The sequence below is a fragment of the bacterium SCSIO 12643 genome, from assembly GCA_024398135.1.
Lineage (GTDB): Bacteria > Bacteroidota > Bacteroidia > Flavobacteriales_G > Salibacteraceae > CAJXZP01.
In genome coordinates this window covers 862136-879102 of record CP073750.1, presented here as the reverse complement: position 1 = coordinate 879102, position 16967 = coordinate 862136, and the positions used below count along the sequence as shown (strand labels likewise).

Annotated in this window: 17 protein-coding genes; 3 read left to right on the top strand and 14 right to left on the bottom strand. The window is 36.1% G+C overall.

Annotated features, from left to right (window positions below; genetic code table 11):
• Window positions 1-97 precede the first annotated feature (97 nt).
• The 12 genes from KFE94_03860 to KFE94_03805 form a co-directional block, all read right to left on the bottom strand.
• Entirely contained in the window at window positions 98-469 is a 372-nt protein-coding gene (locus tag KFE94_03860) for a hypothetical protein (GenBank protein ID UTW67260.1), read from the bottom strand.
• 137 nt (window positions 470-606) lie between these two features.
• On the bottom strand, window positions 607-1689 hold the full coding sequence (locus KFE94_03855) for an iron-containing alcohol dehydrogenase (protein ID UTW67259.1): 1083 nt from the start codon (window positions 1687-1689) through the stop codon (window positions 607-609).
• Between the two features lie 21 nt (window positions 1690-1710).
• On the bottom strand, window positions 1711-2907 hold the full coding sequence (locus KFE94_03850; GenBank protein ID UTW67258.1) for a DegT/DnrJ/EryC1/StrS family aminotransferase: 1197 nt from the start codon (window positions 2905-2907) through the stop codon (window positions 1711-1713).
• A gap of 153 nt (window positions 2908-3060) precedes the next feature.
• Window positions 3061-3222, bottom strand: coding sequence for a hypothetical protein (locus tag KFE94_03845; protein UTW67257.1), 162 nt, complete (start codon window positions 3220-3222; stop codon window positions 3061-3063).
• A 19-nt stretch (window positions 3223-3241) separates the two neighbouring features.
• Window positions 3242-3655, bottom strand: coding sequence for a cytochrome c (locus tag KFE94_03840; GenBank protein UTW67256.1), 414 nt, complete (start codon window positions 3653-3655; stop codon window positions 3242-3244).
• Window positions 3645-4304 carry an SCO family protein gene (locus KFE94_03835; protein UTW67255.1) on the bottom strand — a complete coding sequence of 220 codons (660 nt, stop codon included), beginning with the start codon at window positions 4302-4304 and terminating at the stop codon, window positions 3645-3647. Before KFE94_03835 ends, KFE94_03840 begins: the two co-directional genes overlap by 11 nt.
• On the bottom strand, window positions 4304-4729 hold the full coding sequence (locus tag KFE94_03830) for a hypothetical protein (GenBank protein ID UTW67254.1): 426 nt from the start codon (window positions 4727-4729) through the stop codon (window positions 4304-4306). Before KFE94_03830 ends, KFE94_03835 begins: the two co-directional genes overlap by 1 nt.
• 9 nt (window positions 4730-4738) lie before the next feature.
• On the bottom strand, window positions 4739-5929 hold the full coding sequence (locus KFE94_03825; GenBank protein UTW67253.1) for an amidohydrolase: 1191 nt from the start codon (window positions 5927-5929) through the stop codon (window positions 4739-4741).
• A 3-nt stretch (window positions 5930-5932) separates the two neighbouring features.
• Window positions 5933-6298: a sulfite exporter TauE/SafE family protein gene (locus tag KFE94_03820; protein UTW68205.1), complete on the bottom strand. Its 366-nt coding sequence runs from the start codon at window positions 6296-6298 to the stop codon at window positions 5933-5935.
• 181 nt (window positions 6299-6479) lie between these two features.
• A complete protein-coding gene (locus KFE94_03815; GenBank protein UTW68204.1) occupies window positions 6480-6983 on the bottom strand; it encodes a glutathione peroxidase in 504 nt (167 codons plus the stop codon).
• A gap of 123 nt (window positions 6984-7106) precedes the next feature.
• Entirely contained in the window at window positions 7107-7538 is a 432-nt protein-coding gene (locus KFE94_03810) for a GNAT family N-acetyltransferase (GenBank protein ID UTW67252.1), read from the bottom strand.
• A 17-nt stretch (window positions 7539-7555) separates the two neighbouring features.
• The gene (locus KFE94_03805; protein UTW67251.1) at window positions 7556-8293 is read right to left on the bottom strand and encodes a hypothetical protein; all 738 of its coding nucleotides are present in this window, start codon (window positions 8291-8293) and stop codon (window positions 7556-7558) included.
• 323 nt (window positions 8294-8616) lie between these two features.
• Between KFE94_03805 and KFE94_03800 the strand changes: the two genes are divergently transcribed.
• Window positions 8617-9033 (top strand): DUF1842 domain-containing protein, encoded by a 417-nt coding sequence (locus KFE94_03800; protein UTW67250.1) that lies wholly within the window; start codon window positions 8617-8619, stop codon window positions 9031-9033.
• 140 nt (window positions 9034-9173) lie between these two features.
• On the opposite strand, the gene KFE94_03795 is transcribed toward KFE94_03800, so the two are convergent.
• The gene (locus KFE94_03795; protein UTW67249.1) at window positions 9174-12464 is read right to left on the bottom strand and encodes a hypothetical protein; all 3291 of its coding nucleotides are present in this window, start codon (window positions 12462-12464) and stop codon (window positions 9174-9176) included.
• A gap of 111 nt (window positions 12465-12575) precedes the next feature.
• Here KFE94_03795 and KFE94_03790 point away from each other — a divergent pair, with 111 nt between their 5' ends.
• Together KFE94_03790 and KFE94_03785 are read left to right on the top strand one after the other, a co-directional pair.
• Window positions 12576-13217 carry an MBL fold metallo-hydrolase gene (locus tag KFE94_03790; GenBank protein ID UTW67248.1) on the top strand — a complete coding sequence of 214 codons (642 nt, stop codon included), beginning with the start codon at window positions 12576-12578 and terminating at the stop codon, window positions 13215-13217.
• A gap of 61 nt (window positions 13218-13278) precedes the next feature.
• A complete protein-coding gene (locus KFE94_03785; GenBank protein UTW67247.1) occupies window positions 13279-14058 on the top strand; it encodes a hypothetical protein in 780 nt (259 codons plus the stop codon).
• A gap of 75 nt (window positions 14059-14133) precedes the next feature.
• Here KFE94_03785 and KFE94_03780 read toward each other — a convergent pair whose 3' ends face one another.
• Entirely contained in the window at window positions 14134-16944 is a 2811-nt protein-coding gene (locus KFE94_03780; GenBank protein UTW67246.1) for a sodium-translocating pyrophosphatase, read from the bottom strand.
• Window positions 16945-16967: the final 23 nt, after the last annotated feature.

Genomic DNA, 16967 nt, shown 5'->3' with positions numbered 1-16967 from the left:
AATAACTGTCCAAAAAATTCACTTTAGGATTTAATAAATAGACTTATTGATTTAAACTATACATGTACCATAAACTTAGAGCATGGGATACTCTAACTTAAGCTACTTTAGGAGGATGGAAAATTTGATTTTCCTCTAGGAAAGTATAGCTGGATGTAAACAAAGTGAGATGTTTTACATCAGCTGAATTAGGAATTAAGATTTCTGTGTGATCTTGATTTGAATAAAGTTGAATTTCATTTAAGTAAAATACATTTTCAGATTCAATTGGAACATTTTGATCTGTTTGAATGATTTGTTTTTTTAAATGACATGTACCATGACAATTCATTTCAGGCTTATCTGTATTCTCACAGAATAAATCGGTAATCTCATCAACATTTAATTGATAATGAAGCCATACTGACGTGTTATAGACCTGTGAAAACAGGAATAAACTCAAAAGAAATATACCGAATGGCTTGAACATTGTTTAACTTTATCTGGTACAAATGTATGAGATGATTGTATATCCGTCAATGGTTAAAAGTCAAAAAAAATAATGATTTTAGTCAGATTCGCGGAGGAAATAAAAAAGCCCTACTTACGTAGAGCTTTTTAGTATGATTAAAGTCTTCTGTATAAAGCTTCAATGTCTTGTCTGGTCCATTTTTCTTCCCAGTCATCTCCAATCGCATGTCTCCACATATGTGGAAGGTTGTAAGCAACTTCTGCCATTTGAGAAATCTCTTCATCTGTCCAGTCTTTAGCCAGATTTTGAGGTAAATCAATATTATTTTGTTTGATCATTTCACGGAATTCAGCAACTGCATCACCATAAAACTCTTCCAGATGATTAAACGCCAGGCAGTTTGCATAACCATGTTTGGTACCAAAAACAAATGACATTCCATAAGATAATGCGTGACATGCACCTACTTCAGAATAGGTTAGACTCAGCCCACCAAATAAAGACGCCATCATTAATTTTTCATTGTTTTCCTGAGTTTGTCCGGCATCAGGCCCCAGGAACACTTCACGACAAAGTTTTAGAGATTGATCTCCATATACCTTACTATAAGTGTTGAAATATTGTCCCGATTCAGCTTCTATACAATGAATGAAAGTATCCATACCAGTATAAAACCATTGGTTTCTTTCTACTGTAGCAGTAAGATCAGGATCTAAAACCACCTGGTTAAAAACAGTCCAATCACATTTTAATCCAAGTTTTTTTTCTGGTCCTGAAAGTACCGCGGTCATAGAGCATTCCGCTCCAGTTCCTGAAATAGTTGGTACTCCTACATGATAGATACCTTCCCTTTTGACAAGATTTAAACCTTGATATAAAGTTGAAGAACCCTCGTTGGTAAACATCAAAGAACTTGCTTTGGCAATATCCATGATACTACCACCGCCAATTCCAATAATTCCGGCAGGAAGTCCATTTTCGGCTAAAACAGTATCTCTTAATTCATCAATTTGTTCGGTGGTAGGTTCTTTAGGATCCACATCAATAAACCTGATCACATCACCTTCTTTAACGGGAATACGATCTGTGAATTCGGTTTTACCATTAAAGTAATTGTCCACGACAAATACCATGAATCCATCGTTAAGATGTCTTTTAGTAGTTAAGATATCATCTAATTGATTAAAGGCGCCACGTCCATAGACTACCTTATCTACGTTTTTGAAATTGTTAAACATACCTGTCTTTTTATAAGATAATTATGCTAATACTTTTTGAATGGCTGCAACCATTTTAGATTTAAATTCTTCTAATTCAGCTTCCGGCCAGTTGGCACGAATACCTAAAGAAATCAATCTACCAATCACTTCGTTTGATTTTGGTAGTTTCAATGCATTATAGTCTTGAGGTGCACCAAAATGGTGGATTGCCAATTTGTTTGGTGATTTTAAATCTTTAATATGATCCCATTGGTTAATGAAATGGTACATGTTGGTATACCAGTAGTTGAACCCTGCAATACCATCTTCTGCAAATTGTGCCATTGCTTTTTGCGCCAACTCAGCAGAAGGCATAAAGAAATTTAAGAATGTTGCAGAATCACCCTCAGGATCCGGCATATGACGGAAAGTCACACCATCTATCTGAGATAAAGCATTTTTTAAGATTGCTTTATGTTTTTTGTTGTTATTACGGATGGTTTCAATTCTTTGCATTTGAACTTTACCTACCGCAGCATTAGCTTCACTTAAACGAAAATTTGTCCCCATGATGTAGTGAGGCTCCATTCCACGGTTATCGCCAACATGAGTATGTCCGTGATCAGAATACTCAGCCATGTGGTTATAGGTTTTTTCATTGTTGGTAATGCAAAGCCCACCTTCACCAGCTGTCGTGATTTTAAAGAAATCGAATGAGAAACATCCTGATTTTCCAAATAAACCAACTGACGTTCCTTTATGGAAGGCGCCTAGAGCTTGTCCAGCATCTTCCACCAGAATTAGATTGTGCTCTTCAACAATTGGCATAATAGCATCCATATCTGCAGCAGCGCCACACATATGTACCAGGCAAATTCCTTTCGTTTTTGGAGTTAAAACTTCTTTGATTCCCTCAGCACTTAAACATAAAGTTTCATCTACTTCAGCAAATACTGGTAAAGCACCAATTAACATTAACGCTTCAACAGTTGCAACGAACGTAAATGGAGTTACGATTACTTCATCTCCCAATCCAATGCCTGCTGCCGCCAAAGCAGTAGTTACAGCTGTAGATCCACTTGATACTGCGTGTGCATAGTTTGCTCCAGTATATTTTACGGCTTCAGCCTCCAATTCTTTTGCTTTAAACATGCCTTTTCTAGCTTCGTCAAAGCCATATCTAAATAGAATTCCAGTATCTAAAACTTCATTAACTTCTTTGCGCTCTTCAGCACCAAAAAATTCTACACCTGCCATATTTTTTTATTTAAAATTTTTGAGGCGCAAAGGTAAAAATTATAACTAAAGTAAAAGGGGAGAGGTAGGAAGATAAACTAGAGCCGAAAATGGGATTTGAAGACATAAAAAAAGAGGCCCGAAGCCTCTTTAATATCTTTTTGGGATAAGAAATTAAGCTATAATCCCAATAACTACAGAGAAAATTGCAGCTAAAGCCAACACTACCCAAAAAATACCAAAACCTTTTGTGGTTTCATCAAACATTTGAGTGAGTAGAGATTCATTTTCTTCTTTAAAATCGTTGCTTACCATTGTACCGTATTTTGATGCCACAAATGTAATGATTTGCTTCTTATTCGCAATTGGCAATTCGAGTTTCTACCTCTTTTGGTGAAAATTTCTTTTTTGAAGTACTCCATTGCTCATAAACGTAGTTGGCCACATTCGCAATTTCTACTTCATTGAGTTCAGGAATACCAGCCATAGGTTGATGAAATGTAACTCCATTCACGACAATGGTATCATCGATTCCATAGGCCACGATACAGGCAAAATCATCTGCATGTTGATCTAAAAAATCCGCATTATTGAGAGGTGGAATGAGATTTCTGAAACCTTCACCGTTTGCGCCATGGCAGTCAGCACATTTTTTTTCATAAACCTGAGCGCCTTTTTGTGGAGGTTTGCTACAAGATCGGAAGAACATCGTCACCAAAAGTATGAAGACAAAGCCGCCTAATATGGCCACGCGAATATTAACGTTCATTGGATTCTTTTTTGAGCACTTTTATATCCGCTATCATTTGTTCGGTATCCTCTTCAAGTGTACCATCATAATAGCCTCTAATTCTATGTTGACCATCCATTAAAATAAAAGCCCCGCTATGCATGTACCCTCCTGGCGAATTAGGGTCTTCCTCAGCACTTACCATGTATTGTTCAGCCAAATTGTAGATCACCATTTTATCAGCTGTGACCATATGCCATTTTTGAGATGTGATCCCAATTTTTGAAGCATACTTCTTTAACTGAGGTACAGAGTCATTTTTGATATCAATGGTATGAGATAAAAACATGATTTCATCATCGGTTTTAAATTCATCATACACTTTTGACATATTTTTGGTCATGATTGGACAGATGGTTGGACAGTGGGTAAAGAAGAAATCCACTACATAGATTTTATTTTTAAAGTCAGCTGCAGTAACAATCTGACTATCTTGATCCATGACTTGAAAGGAATCAATTTTTAATGTAATGGTGTCTAATTTGTCAAGTCCATCTTCACCTTTGACCAGAATTTCTTTTGATCCGTAAACCGGCAGTTCGTTTTTTTGAACCACACGCTCAATACATCCTGAAACCATCAATAAGATCAATGATGGTAGAATGATTCTAAAAGGAAATAGTTTCATTATTTTTCCAAACTTTTCAAAATGTTTTTTGCTTGATCCGCGGCCTGGTCCATATGAACACCCACTTCGATAATTGCTTTTTCCTGTTCAGATAAATATTGTAAAATCGAATCTGTATCATCACCTTGTTTAGGTGCTTGAATGGCAGCCATCCAATCCATCATTTCTTCATCAGATAATGCTAAATCATCGTATGCCATTTTTAAAGTATCTAAGTGTGTAAAAAGGACAGAACCGGAATCTCTTTCAGCTCTTACTATGAGTTCATTAAGCTTGGCTTGTAATTCTCCGTTTTCCTGCATTTTGAGCATTACTTCATCATGCGTATGCATTGTTTTTAACCAGGCTTGCTCTTCTTCGTTTTGACAAGAAGAACTTATTATTTGGACAGTTAAAATTGAAAATATGAATATGAAATAGCGCATAACTACTACTTAATGTTTTAATTCCTGCAAAGCTATCCAAGAAAGTAGAGAGATACCAGTTTTTAATGCTTTTTCATCGACCATAAATGTGGAGGTATGTAAACCAGTTGATGGTTGGTCAGGATAGCTTGTTCCTAATCGATAAAAACACCCCGGAATATGATGTGTATAGTAAGAAAAATCTTCGCCCCCCATGCGTAAGTCTAATTGCCTAACGTTTTCTGACCCCAACAATTCAATAGCATAATTCTGTACACGTTCTGTTAATTCCGGATTGTTTTCCAGATAAGGGTATCCATTTCGAATGTCTGTATCTACATCTCCCTGGTATTTAGAACTTATATCAGAACAAATATTACGGATTTTTTGATGGACTTCTTTTCTCCATTCTTCATTCAAAGTTCTGAATGTGCCTTGAATATATACCTGATCAGGAACAATATTGGTTGCGCCCAATCCTTCGACAAAGCCAATGGAAACAATGGTTGGGATATTTTTTTCTTTACCCAATGCATTTATTTTTTGCACTTCTAAAATGATTTCAGAAGCCATTAAAATCGGATTGGTAATTAAATGCGGTTCAGCAGCATGCCCACCTTTTCCTTTTACTATGAGGTGAATTTCATCCGTTGAAGCCATATACATTCCTTTTCTAAATCCAACAGTTCCGGATTTAAATTGTGGATAAACATGTTGTCCCACAATTCCAGCTGGTTTTGGATTCTCTAATGCGCCTTCTTTAATCATTAATGAAGCTCCACCAGGTAAAACTTCTTCTCCTGGTTGAAAAATGAGTTTGATCGTCCCTTCAAATTGATCTTTAAGAGAGTTCAAAATGGCTGCAGCTCCTAAAACACAACTAGTATGTACATCATGACCACAAGCATGCATAACACCTTTGTTTTTGGAAGCAAAATCTAGCCCCGTATTTTCATGAATGGGTAAAGCATCCATATCTCCACGGAGCGCAAACGTTTTTTTATTCGGATTTTTCCCTTTGATTAATGCAACAATACCGGTTTTCACATAACCTGTTTCATATGGAATCTCGATAAGATCTAGCTGTTGCGTAATATATTTCGAGGTTTCAAATTCTTCAAAAGAAAGCTCAGGATATTGATGCAAATGTCTCCTTTGGGTAACTACCTGAGGAAAAAAAATCTCAGCTAATTCGAGTACTTTATTTTTTAAAGAATCCATATATTATTTACTAAAGAAAATAAGTTTAATAGAAATAAATAACATGAGTAAACCAAAGATTCTTTTAAGAAGATATTCATCGATACCTAATGAAAGTTTTGATCCAAAGTAACCACCAACAACAAAAGCAGATGCGACAATTAATCCTGCTTTAATATCAAGATTCCCAGATTGGTAATAATTATATGCGGCTAAGATACCGATCGGGAGTAACATGAGACCGATACTTGTTCCCTGAGCTTGATGTTGCGTCATTCCTAAAAAGAAAACAAAAGCAGGAACAATAATGACACCGCCTCCAACACCAAATAATCCGCTCAAAACACCTGCTGCGATCCCAATAAGGATGAGTATTATTATTTCTACCATGGTATATTCTTTTTTATGCATCAATGCTGATTTGGCGCCAAAGATAGGTAAGACTATCTATCCGAATTATTTGAAGCTCATTAAGATTCAGAATTTAGAGGAGTTAATAAGGGCTAAAAACAAAAAAAGCCCAACACCGGGATGTTGAGCTTTTAGTAGTAATGTTTTCTATTGGTGAAATTTACTTTTCAATAGCAGAAGTCAGTTCTGCACTTAAAGGTTCTACTTTAGATGAGAAATACTCTTGCCAATGACCATTTTGATCTACAAGGTACTTTTGGAAGTTCCATTTTACTTCCGAGTTCATCATGCCATTTTGATGTTTATCTGTTAACCATTTATATAACGGGTGCGCGTTAGGTCCTTTTACGTCCACTTTCTCGGTTAGAAGGAATGTTACCCCATAATTTTTCTTACAGAATGAAGAAATTTCTTTTGCATTTCCAGGCTCCTGACCACCAAATTGATTACAAGGAACACCAATAATCACCAATTGATCTGCATATTTTTCATGTAACTTTTGTAGATCTTCATATTGAGGTGTAAACCCACATTCGGAAGCTACATTAACAAATAACATTTTTTTGTCTTTAAACTCATTTAAATCAATGGGTTCTCCCATGAGTGAGTTGATTTGAATATCATAAATAGAATGATTGTGCATATTGTTTGATTTAAATGACATAATTGCAATTCCAAGAAATAGAATAGAAAATATAGCTGAAGTTCTTTTAAGCATAGTTGTTCCTTTTTGACTGAATAATGGAATCAAATTTAATGATTTAAATATGGATGAATACTCAAAGTATTAATTGATTTTTTTCTGGAAGTGAAATCCAAGTATTGAAAAATCATTTCGGTGATAAAACTTATGCGATCTGCTATTTTGAACATATGTATTTAATTCTATAGTCTCACAGTTTTGTGTTAAAGCCCAGTTTTGCATAGCGTCCAGTAATTGTTGGCCATACCCATTGGACTGGATATCAGGATTAATGATAAAGTTATCAATTTCAAGTTGTTTACCTGAGTACAATCGAACCGTGATCCATCCTCCAGAAACCCCAATAAGTTTTTGCCCCTTGTATATGCCAAAGCAAATAAAGTGGTCTAATTGGAACATCTCCAGTTGTCTTTTCTTTAAAACTTCAATCTCAATGTTAGGATTGAGGTGTTTCGTAAGTAGGACGATTTCATCCAGATTTTCTGAAGAGAGTTGTTGAACATAAATTTGTGCCATCCGATGAAGTTTTGCCACTAATATACTTCATCTGAAACGCTTTCTTGCATACTATGTCTGACCAGAAGAGAAGAAGACATACATGACAGCACGAGTTTTAATTCTTCACTAATATCATTTTTGATCCAAACTCTTCCATTGTTTAATGTTGAAACAGCTCCAATTGCCTGATCTTTATATATAAATTCAAATCCGAAATTGTCTAATTTCACCCAATTAGCCTGTTTTTCAATTTCTCTGACACCTTTAATCAGGATTTCATTTCCATTTTTGTCTTTAGCGATCCCACATTCAAAATCACCTAAAGTGCCGCCTTCAGGATTGTGGATAATGAACTCCCAGACATCACTTGGAGTATCAGAAGGAATGATTGAGCCTGCGAAGTAGTTTTCATATTGAAAGGCATAAGAAAGGAATCCATTTAAAAGTTCTAATTCAGTAGATTTAAATTTTCCTACTGCGAGAACATAAGCACGTTTTTCGGGGGTGAATTGAATGAAGTTTAATTTTTCCTTAGCACCTTTAAATCGGGTAACAAATGAGATATCATATCCTAATGTCCAGCCGCGTTTAACCTTTGATGTGTTGTAATCTCCAAATGTGATCACCTGATTGAATTGTAATCCTTGTCTTCCTTTGGCATCCATCACAGATGTATTGGTTTTTAGATTCTCTGAAACAACAATGTTTGGTGTCGTACAAGATGTCAGAATAGAAAAAATAATAATAGTTGTTGAACCGATTATGTTTCTCATGTGCATGGTATTACGAATTGTATAACGTTTTTAAATAAATTTTGGTTTGCCGATTAACCAATAACTGTACCATAAATAGTTGAAAATTCAGCTTTTTGTTTTGGTTTAATTAATTGATTATTAACTATTTGTTTAGGTGGGTGGTTATACCTGTTTTTCTAAAACAGGCATTATTACGGTTCTTTTTCATTTAAATCTCCAATAAACTTGTAAGGTAATTACAATTAAAATCTAACCATGCAGCTGCAATCCATTGTAATTATACAGGTGAATCCGAAAAACCTTAATAGAGTAGGATAAACAAGTTTTAAAATATAATTAAGATGAGCACAGAAGTAGCACATAATGAATCCGTAATGGTCGGAGCGTATTTAAGTAAAGGTACAATTGGTAATGTTGGAATGCCAGGTGCACCAATTGCACATTTTTCATTGGTAGTTGTACCAGGGTCACATAGTGTATCTGGAGTAGTAGAAATCATTCAGGCAATTCCGGGCCCTAACAGCCATATTTTGGTCCATGTAAAAGGCCAAATTCGTCCAACTGGTTTGGGAAATATCACTCAAATCGTTGCACTGGAAGGAGAGTATGTTGAGTCATTTCCACCTCCGGCAATTGGATCGATATTAAGAAAATTCTCTGCACATATGGCTATTGATAATAGCTGGAATGGAAAAGGTGGATTTACTTATGGAGACAACGTAATCAATGACGTTCCGGTAAAATCGGATAATCATTAATTTAATTAATAATTTAGGTTCTATCGCCCTATTGATTAAGTAGTTTGTTGTTTTAATTAGATAATGTCTCTATTTATAATTAGTTAATCAAAATAGAACTTAGATAAGAGGTGTTCGCAAAAAAGTGAATGCCTCTTTTTTTAGAAATCTAATCCCAGACTTAAATGTGCCATAGGCTTTAAGAACTCACCATCTTCAATTCCATACCCGTAATCCCATCTCACAAAGTAGCCTAATAGTTTTGTTCTAAAACCAAATCCTACCGCTCCAACTAATGGGTCTTTTTTGTTATTAAGCCTTACAGTCACATCACTACCACCCTGATTAATAACTCTGGTATTGAAAGCGTTTTCATCACTATACGGGTCTGGTCCAGTCCAGGCGGTACCCACATCTCCAAATCCAATAATCTGGAAGTTCTTAACAAATTCTGATTTAATTGGTTTTGCAATGAGATACTGGAAAATAGGAATTCTTAATTCAGAATTGAGTACAGCAAAGGTATTCCCGTTACGAATGTTTTGATTAAAACCTCTCATGTTTGTAGCCAGAGCTTGCCAGAAGAAGTTTTGATCTCTGGCAATGTTTTGTTGCGTATTGAATCGGTCGCCAAAGTTGATCCATTCATCTACGGATCCTAAATAGTACACCAGTTTTCTTTGCCCAAACGAAGTACTTGCTGCTATTCTATTCGCCCAAATAATTGTTCTGTGGATTTTAGTATACGTTCTAAAGTCTAAACCAACAATGTTGATGTCTTTTACACTTTGGTCAATCTCAGCATAAGATTCTGCAAAAATTTTGAAGCGTGTGCCATTTTTGATATTCATCGCAATATCACGGGTATCGTCAAAAATCAATTCGAGTTTGACTCCTCCCCAGCTAGAACTGAAATCATCAGCTTGTAGAGATTGGTCATCAATGGCTTTTAAAATGTTACGATCATTTCGAACATTGAAAGTTGTTTTTAATGCCAGTACATTGCTAAATGGCCATGAGAACGTGACTTTCGCTTGGTGAATAATTGACTCAACGTTATAGTTGTCCGTTGTAGTTTGAGATAGTTTTTGACGTTGGAAACTATATTTTTTATCCATTCGTTTTTTACGATTGGTATAACTTAAAAAGTACTCCGTACTTCTTCCGTTCAGTCCGTAACGCATGCCTCCCGTGATATTATGATCTTCCATAATATCAAATAAACTGATTTTGATCACTGCACCCATTCCCGGGTTATTATAGGGGCCTCCATTGAAAGGTTGGTAGAGTTGATTCGCAAAATCAAAATCAACTGCGGTGGTTACATCGGTTGCTAAGAATGCCAAACGATAGTTTTCTTGTTTCGGAAATTTAAAGACCTCAGGTTTTGATTCTACCTTTTCAGTTTGAACTGTTTTCAGTGTGATCAGTTTGGAGTTTTTAATTGGTCCCGTAGGCTCAGTTACACGAATAGGAGTCTCCCCATTAAATGTATAATTACTAATATCAATATCTGAACTATCTGAAAATACCTGTTGATCTCTAACTGGGGGATCGACCACGTCAAACTGTGTGCCTTCTTCATATTTTAATCTCTTCTGTGCAGCTTCTTTTTTATCAATCGTTTCTTTGTATTTGGTTTCAGCAACCTCTTTTTCTTCAACGTTTGCAAAATCTTCAATATAGAAATGATATCTACCTTGATACTTTATCATTTCAGCATATTGTTTGCTTTCCAAACTAATGGACTGATATAGAATATTTCGTTTATAGTTAGATACCGGAACTGTTTTGGTAAAGTATCTGTAATGAATTGCCGTATCAATATGGGTAATAGAGCTATCCACTTGTCCAATGTAACGATTGCGAATTCCATTCTCCCCACTTAAGAAAGTAAAGTACTTTTCATTAACAGCATACGGGAGTTGTTCGTTAAAGTCCTGAGAGTTGACCAAACGTTTATAGGTTTTTGGTTTAGGTTTCTCTTTGTAGTCAAAGAGGAATAAATCGGTATTTTCCATCATTTGAGTTACATCATCTTTGATAGCGATGGAGTCTGTGCCCCGGTTGGATGCAAATATGATTTCATTGGTTCCCGGGACAAAACTCGGAGTCAAATCATCATAAATATCATTTGTGATTTGTCGCATAGAGTTTTGAGACAGGTTGAATATAAACAAGTCCGATTGACTACTCTTAATCGCAGAGATAACCAGTTTTTTTCCATCACTGGAAAAGTTGAAGCCTAATACTTTGTCTACTCTCACGAGTTCTCTTTGATCCCATTTCTTGGTGTTGACATCATAAAGGTCAAGTAAAACCATACCTTTTTTCTCATAAACCACAGCAAGAATATCGGAAGAAGGACTCCAACCCAATAATGGATAACTGACATCCGGAATTTTATCCAGTTTATGATTCCCCTTCATGATTCGTTTGGTTTTCTCTTTTCCCACATGATGTAACCAAACTTTATATTGTCCCAATTCATTAGATGTAAATGCTACATATTCGGCATCAGGACTTAAAGAAACTCTTTGGTAGGTACGTGTTTTTTTAGTTTTGATTTTTAATTCATCACTTATCGGCAATGTTCGTTGGGCATCGTCTGCTACGTATTTGGCCAGATAGTATTTCTGTGCAGCTTCGACCAGACTGGGCATAGATTGTCCCAAAACAAATAGAAATCCACTTTCAATATTTCTACTGATTTTGGACATATAGAGGATGTTAGGAATAACCTCAGGTCCATAGACTTCAGAGATGTAATACCATAAAGCATGTCCGGCAAATTTGGCATCCTCACCAGTCAAACGGTTGATTTTTCCCATTTGACCGTTCAGTACCAGATCTCTCAATTTATCATCAATATCTACACTCCAATTTTGCGTGGCATAAGAAACCAGACCATTGATATACCAGTTGGGTACGGTCATCAAAGCAGAATTTTTAACCATTTCTTTCCAGTCTTTACCAAACATTAATTGACGGACGATAACTTCTGTTAGACCACCACGAATTTGTCTTTGTAAATCTTTATGACTTCCGTTAAAGTAAATGAAGAGTTTATTTCCTTGTAAATGCGTTGTCCCTCCAATGTTGTTGGCATCCGGAATTTCTAAACCAATATTACTTTGTTCAAACTCAGCTTGAGTGTTGAACACTAGAATAAACACTTTACCACGCATTCGGTAATCCAGAATATCCTGAAGATATTTTAAAGTTTGGATCCCTTCTTTTGCAGTATAGTCTGCTAAAGGCCTTCCGGTACCATAGAAATACACGTTGAAGTCTTCATAGTCCATGTGCTGCCAATTGGGGGTGAAAAACTGTAATCTGTTTTTTCCAAATTCCTGATAAGAACCTCTATAAAACTGGGCATATGCAGATTGAGATATTCCGAGGAATAAAATAACTATGAATAAAAGATGGTATCTTAAAGTTGTATTCATTCAGGATCAACCTAAATTTGTGGTTTAATAATTATCAAAGATAAAAGACGTAAAAATAAGATTTATTGTGTTGCGCATTAAATTTAATTTTTGCGATCAAATATTATACGCATGTTGAAGGTACATAAGTTGGTTTTTAATCCATTTCAAGAGAATACTTTTATAATTGAAGGGAATAATTCAGAATGTTTTATTGTTGATCCAGGATGTTTTAATTCGACAGAGAATAATCAGTTGAGAGAATTTATTGAAGCGCGTGGGCTTCAGCCGCAAAAGTTGATTTTAACGCATTTCCACCTGGATCATGTTTTTGGGAATCAATTTGTGTATGATCAATGGGGGTTACTTCCAACCGGTCATAAAGATGGTGAAGTTACCCTATCCGGAAATGAACGTGCATGTCAGATGTATGGATTACCACACATTCCATCTCCACCAATTACACATTTTTTAGAAGATGGAGATGTTTTAGAATTGGATGGAGTGCAAATAAAAGTGATTCACGTTCCTGGTCATTCAACCGGGCATGTTGCTTTGGTATGTGAATCATCAGGCTGGGTAGTTGCTGGAGATGTTTTGTTTCAAAATAGCATTGGAAGAACAGACTTACCGGGTGGTGATTTTGATACGTTGGCTAAATCTATTTCTGAAAAAATGTATGCTTTGCCGGATGATATGGTGGTGTATTGCGGACATGGGCCAGAGACGACCATCGGTGCAGAGAAATTTTCTAATCCGTTTGTGAGAGGTTAAAAACTAAGAGATAGAATTTTATAAGATTATTTTTTAGCTTTGAGCTAATAAATTTAATCTTATGAAAAAAACAATAACCTTTATTGTACTTACATCCTTGGTTTTATTTGGTGCGTGTAAGAAAGATAATATAGAACCAGATTCTGATAAGAGATATACGGTAAAAGTATTGCGGAATGGTGCACTGCAAAATGAATATATATACACTTCTTCGAAGTTATTGAACCTAAATCATTATAATAACAAAGGGGAGCTTACAGATTACTCGGAATTTCATTACGACAACGGAAAATTAACCCTGGCGACCAGGGTTTCAGCTAAAGATGATTCACGTTTGAATACACATTATGTGTATGACTCAAAAGGGTTACTTACAATTATTGAAGAGGGAAAAGGAACACCTGATGAAAAGGTGTATAATATTACCTACGATAATAAAGACAGAATGAGAAAGATTGGTTGGAGTAAGAAGGATTTGTCATTTACCGGGGAGTTTTCCATTAATGCGTATGGTAATGTAGATAAATGTAAATACAATGCTGTGAACCCCAATGAAGAGATCAATGAATCGATCACTTATTCTTTTGAGCAATTCAATAATCCAATACATCGATTTTGGATGGTTTCTTTGGACGAAGTTTCTATTTCAGTGAATAATCCGGTGGAGCAAATCGTTAATATTCAAACGACTCCAATGGGCGGAGGGCAAATTGTGTATGAAACGGAATTAAAACGTTACAAGTATTCATACAATAAAGAAGGATATATATTAACCAAAGTTGCGTTGGATACGAATAATCAAACAATCGATTTTTATGAATACAAATATTTAGAGAATTAGGATTAAATTATGAGACATAAAAAAGGCTGAATCAATTGATTCAGCCTTTTTAGTTTTATCTATATAAAGAGTGGATTATTCACCTCTCATTTGATCAATTTCAGCAGAAATTTCAATTGAAACTTCATCTCCAAGAGCTCCTACAGCAGTATAAGTCATTCCGTAATCACTTCTTAAGATTTTTAAGTTACCTACTAAAGAAGCAACGTACAATCCTTTTTTGAATGGAGATTCTTGATTACCTAAATATTCAAATGGAATTGAAACATCTTTAGTGACACCGTGCATAGTTAATTGTCCATGTGCTACATAACGATCTCCTTCAACAGAAATACTATTAGAAACGAAATCGATAGTTGGGTATTTTGCTACATCAAAGAAATCCTCGTTTTTCAAGTGATCATCTCTGTCTTTGTTAGAAGTGTTGATCGCATTTACATCAATTGAGATATTCATTTTAGTAGCAGTATAATCTGTACCAAAGTCGATTGAACCAGATACTTTATTAATGTTACCTTTAGAAGTAGCTAATAAGTGACGAATTCCGAAATCCACATAAGTATGAGATTCGTCAATGTTCCACGCACCATTAAGCTCAGCTAAATCTTTAGCCGGAGTTAATTGCGCTTCTTCCGTTTCCATAGCTTCGATTTCAGCATCAATATGAGCTGCAGCTTCTTTAGTTAATCCATCACCGTGATCTTCACTGTCTAAGTGACCACCTAAGATTGGAGCAATTACCAAACCAATCAAACAGGTTAACTTAATCAAGATATTCATTGAAGGACCAGAAGTATCTTTAAATGGATCACCTACAGTATCACCAGTAACAGCTGCTTTATGCGCGTCAGACCCTTTGTAAGTCATTACACCATTAATTTCAACACCTGCTTCGAATGATTTTTTAGCGTTATCCCATGCACCACCAGCGTTGTTTTGGAAGATCGCCCAAAGAACACCACTTACAGTTACACCAGCCATATATCCACCTAACATTTCAGCGATAAGGTTGTTGTCAATTCCCATTACCATAGGAACAACTACAATAACAATTGGGAAGCCAATAGTCAATAATCCTGGTAACATCATTTGCTTCAAAGAAGCCTGGGTTGAAATAGCCACACATTTATCATATTCTGGCTTCCCTTTTCCTTCAAGGATACCAGGAATTTCTTTGAACTGACGTCTTACCTCATATACCATTTCCATTGCAGCTTTACCTACAGCATTCATTGCTAATGCAGAGAATACAACTGGTACCATACCGCCAATGAAAAGCATTGCCAATACCGGTGCTTTGAAAATGTTAATTCCGTCAATTCCTGTAAATGTAACGTATGCCGCAAACAACGCTAAAGAAGTTAACGCAGCAGAGGCAATCGCGAAACCTTTACCTGTAGCAGCAGTAGTATTACCAACTGAATCCAGGATATCTGTACGTTCACGAACGATAGGATCTTGCTCACTCATTTCCGCAATACCACCAGCATTATCCGCGATTGGGCCGAAAGCATCAATCGCTAATTGCATAGCTGTAGTGGCCATCATTGCAGATGCCGCTAATGCTACCCCGTAGAATCCTGCCAATGCATATGAACCCCAAATAGCTAAAGCAAATAAGATAACAGAAGAGAAAGTAGAAATCATACCTGTTGCCAAACCAGCAATAATGTTGGTTGCTGCACCCGTACTTGATTTTTCTACGATTTCTAAAATTGGTTTTTTACCTAGTCCGGTATAGTACTCGGTAATAGATGAAATAACACCCCCTACAAATAGACCTACTAATGTTGCGTAGAATACGTTAATCGCAGGAACATCTACTAATCCTTTCCCAAAGAATTCCATGCTGATTGTTTCTGGTAATAATTCTACAGTGAAAACGTAACTTGAAATTGCTACCAATGCAATAGAAACCCAGTTACCGATGTTTAGTGCACCCATCACTTCAGATTCTTTAGCATCATTGCTTTTGATTTTTACCAACATAGTACCAATCATAGAAATGATAATACCTGCACCGGCAATTGCCATTGGTAAAAGAATCGGTCCAATACCACCGTAACCTTCGGTAGTGATGTCACCACCCATATCTCTAATGATATAGTTACCCAATACCATTGCTGCTAATACGGTTGCCACATAAGAACCAAATAAATCGGCACCCATACCTGCTACGTCACCCACGTTATCCCCCACGTTATCTGCAATAGTTGCTGGGTTACGTGGATCATCTTCTGGAATACCGGCTTCAACTTTACCAACAAGGTCAGCACCTACATCGGCAGCTTTGGTATAAATACCACCACCAACACGTGCAAACAATGCAATAGACTCTGCACCTAAAGAGAAACCAGCTAAAGTTTCTAATACGATGGTCATGTCTCCAACAGAAGTCCATGATCCACCCATAAACATATTATAGAATACAATGAAGAAAGCTGTTAAACCTAAAACTGCTAGTCCAGCAACTCCAAGTCCCATTACAGCACCACCACCAAAAGAAATACCCAGGGCGTTTGGTAAGCTTGTACGTGCAGCTTGAGTTGTTCTAACGTTTGTTTTAGTAGCGATTTTCATTCCCATATTTCCAGCTAATGCTGAAAAGAAAGCTCCAAAAATGAAAGCAATTACAATCATTATATGAGTGGTAGGAACGATAAATGAAATTCCAGCAAGAGCAATACTTACAATAACCACAAACATGGCTAATAGTTTATACTCTGCATTTAAGAATGCCAAAGCACCTTCATAGATGTGGTCAGAAATTTCTTTCATTTTTCCATCACCTGCGTCTTGTTTCATTACCCAAGACTTTTTCATCATCATGTAGGCCAAACCTACTACTGCCAATACGATTGGCATGTAAATCATCATTGATTCCATTCTATAGTTTTAAATTAAGTTAA

Excerpts from the sequence above, each read along its gene's own strand:
- KFE94_03810 (UTW67252.1), bottom strand. The coding sequence starts at position 7,538 with ATGGCACAAATTTATGTTCAACAACTCTCTTCAGAAAATCTGGATGAA.
- KFE94_03815 (UTW68204.1), bottom strand. The coding sequence starts at position 6,983 with ATGTCATTTAAATCAAACAATATGCACAATCATTCTATTTATGATATT.
- KFE94_03790 (UTW67248.1), top strand. The coding sequence starts at position 12,576 with ATGTTGAAGGTACATAAGTTGGTTTTTAATCCATTTCAAGAGAATACT.
- KFE94_03800 (UTW67250.1), top strand. The coding sequence starts at position 8,617 with ATGAGCACAGAAGTAGCACATAATGAATCCGTAATGGTCGGAGCGTAT.
- KFE94_03850 (UTW67258.1), bottom strand. The coding sequence starts at position 2,907 with ATGGCAGGTGTAGAATTTTTTGGTGCTGAAGAGCGCAAAGAAGTTAAT.
- KFE94_03830 (UTW67254.1), bottom strand. The coding sequence starts at position 4,729 with ATGCGCTATTTCATATTCATATTTTCAATTTTAACTGTCCAAATAATA.
- KFE94_03820 (UTW68205.1), bottom strand. The coding sequence starts at position 6,298 with ATGGTAGAAATAATAATACTCATCCTTATTGGGATCGCAGCAGGTGTT.
- KFE94_03795 (UTW67249.1), bottom strand. The coding sequence starts at position 12,464 with ATGAATACAACTTTAAGATACCATCTTTTATTCATAGTTATTTTATTC.
- KFE94_03825 (UTW67253.1), bottom strand. The coding sequence starts at position 5,929 with ATGGATTCTTTAAAAAATAAAGTACTCGAATTAGCTGAGATTTTTTTT.
- KFE94_03835 (UTW67255.1), bottom strand. The coding sequence starts at position 4,304 with ATGAAACTATTTCCTTTTAGAATCATTCTACCATCATTGATCTTATTG.
- KFE94_03785 (UTW67247.1), top strand. The coding sequence starts at position 13,279 with ATGAAAAAAACAATAACCTTTATTGTACTTACATCCTTGGTTTTATTT.
- KFE94_03780 (UTW67246.1), bottom strand. The coding sequence starts at position 16,944 with ATGGAATCAATGATGATTTACATGCCAATCGTATTGGCAGTAGTAGGT.
- KFE94_03840 (UTW67256.1), bottom strand. The coding sequence starts at position 3,655 with ATGAACGTTAATATTCGCGTGGCCATATTAGGCGGCTTTGTCTTCATA.
- KFE94_03860 (UTW67260.1), bottom strand. The coding sequence starts at position 469 with ATGTTCAAGCCATTCGGTATATTTCTTTTGAGTTTATTCCTGTTTTCA.
- KFE94_03805 (UTW67251.1), bottom strand. The coding sequence starts at position 8,293 with ATGAGAAACATAATCGGTTCAACAACTATTATTATTTTTTCTATTCTG.
- KFE94_03855 (UTW67259.1), bottom strand. The coding sequence starts at position 1,689 with ATGTTTAACAATTTCAAAAACGTAGATAAGGTAGTCTATGGACGTGGC.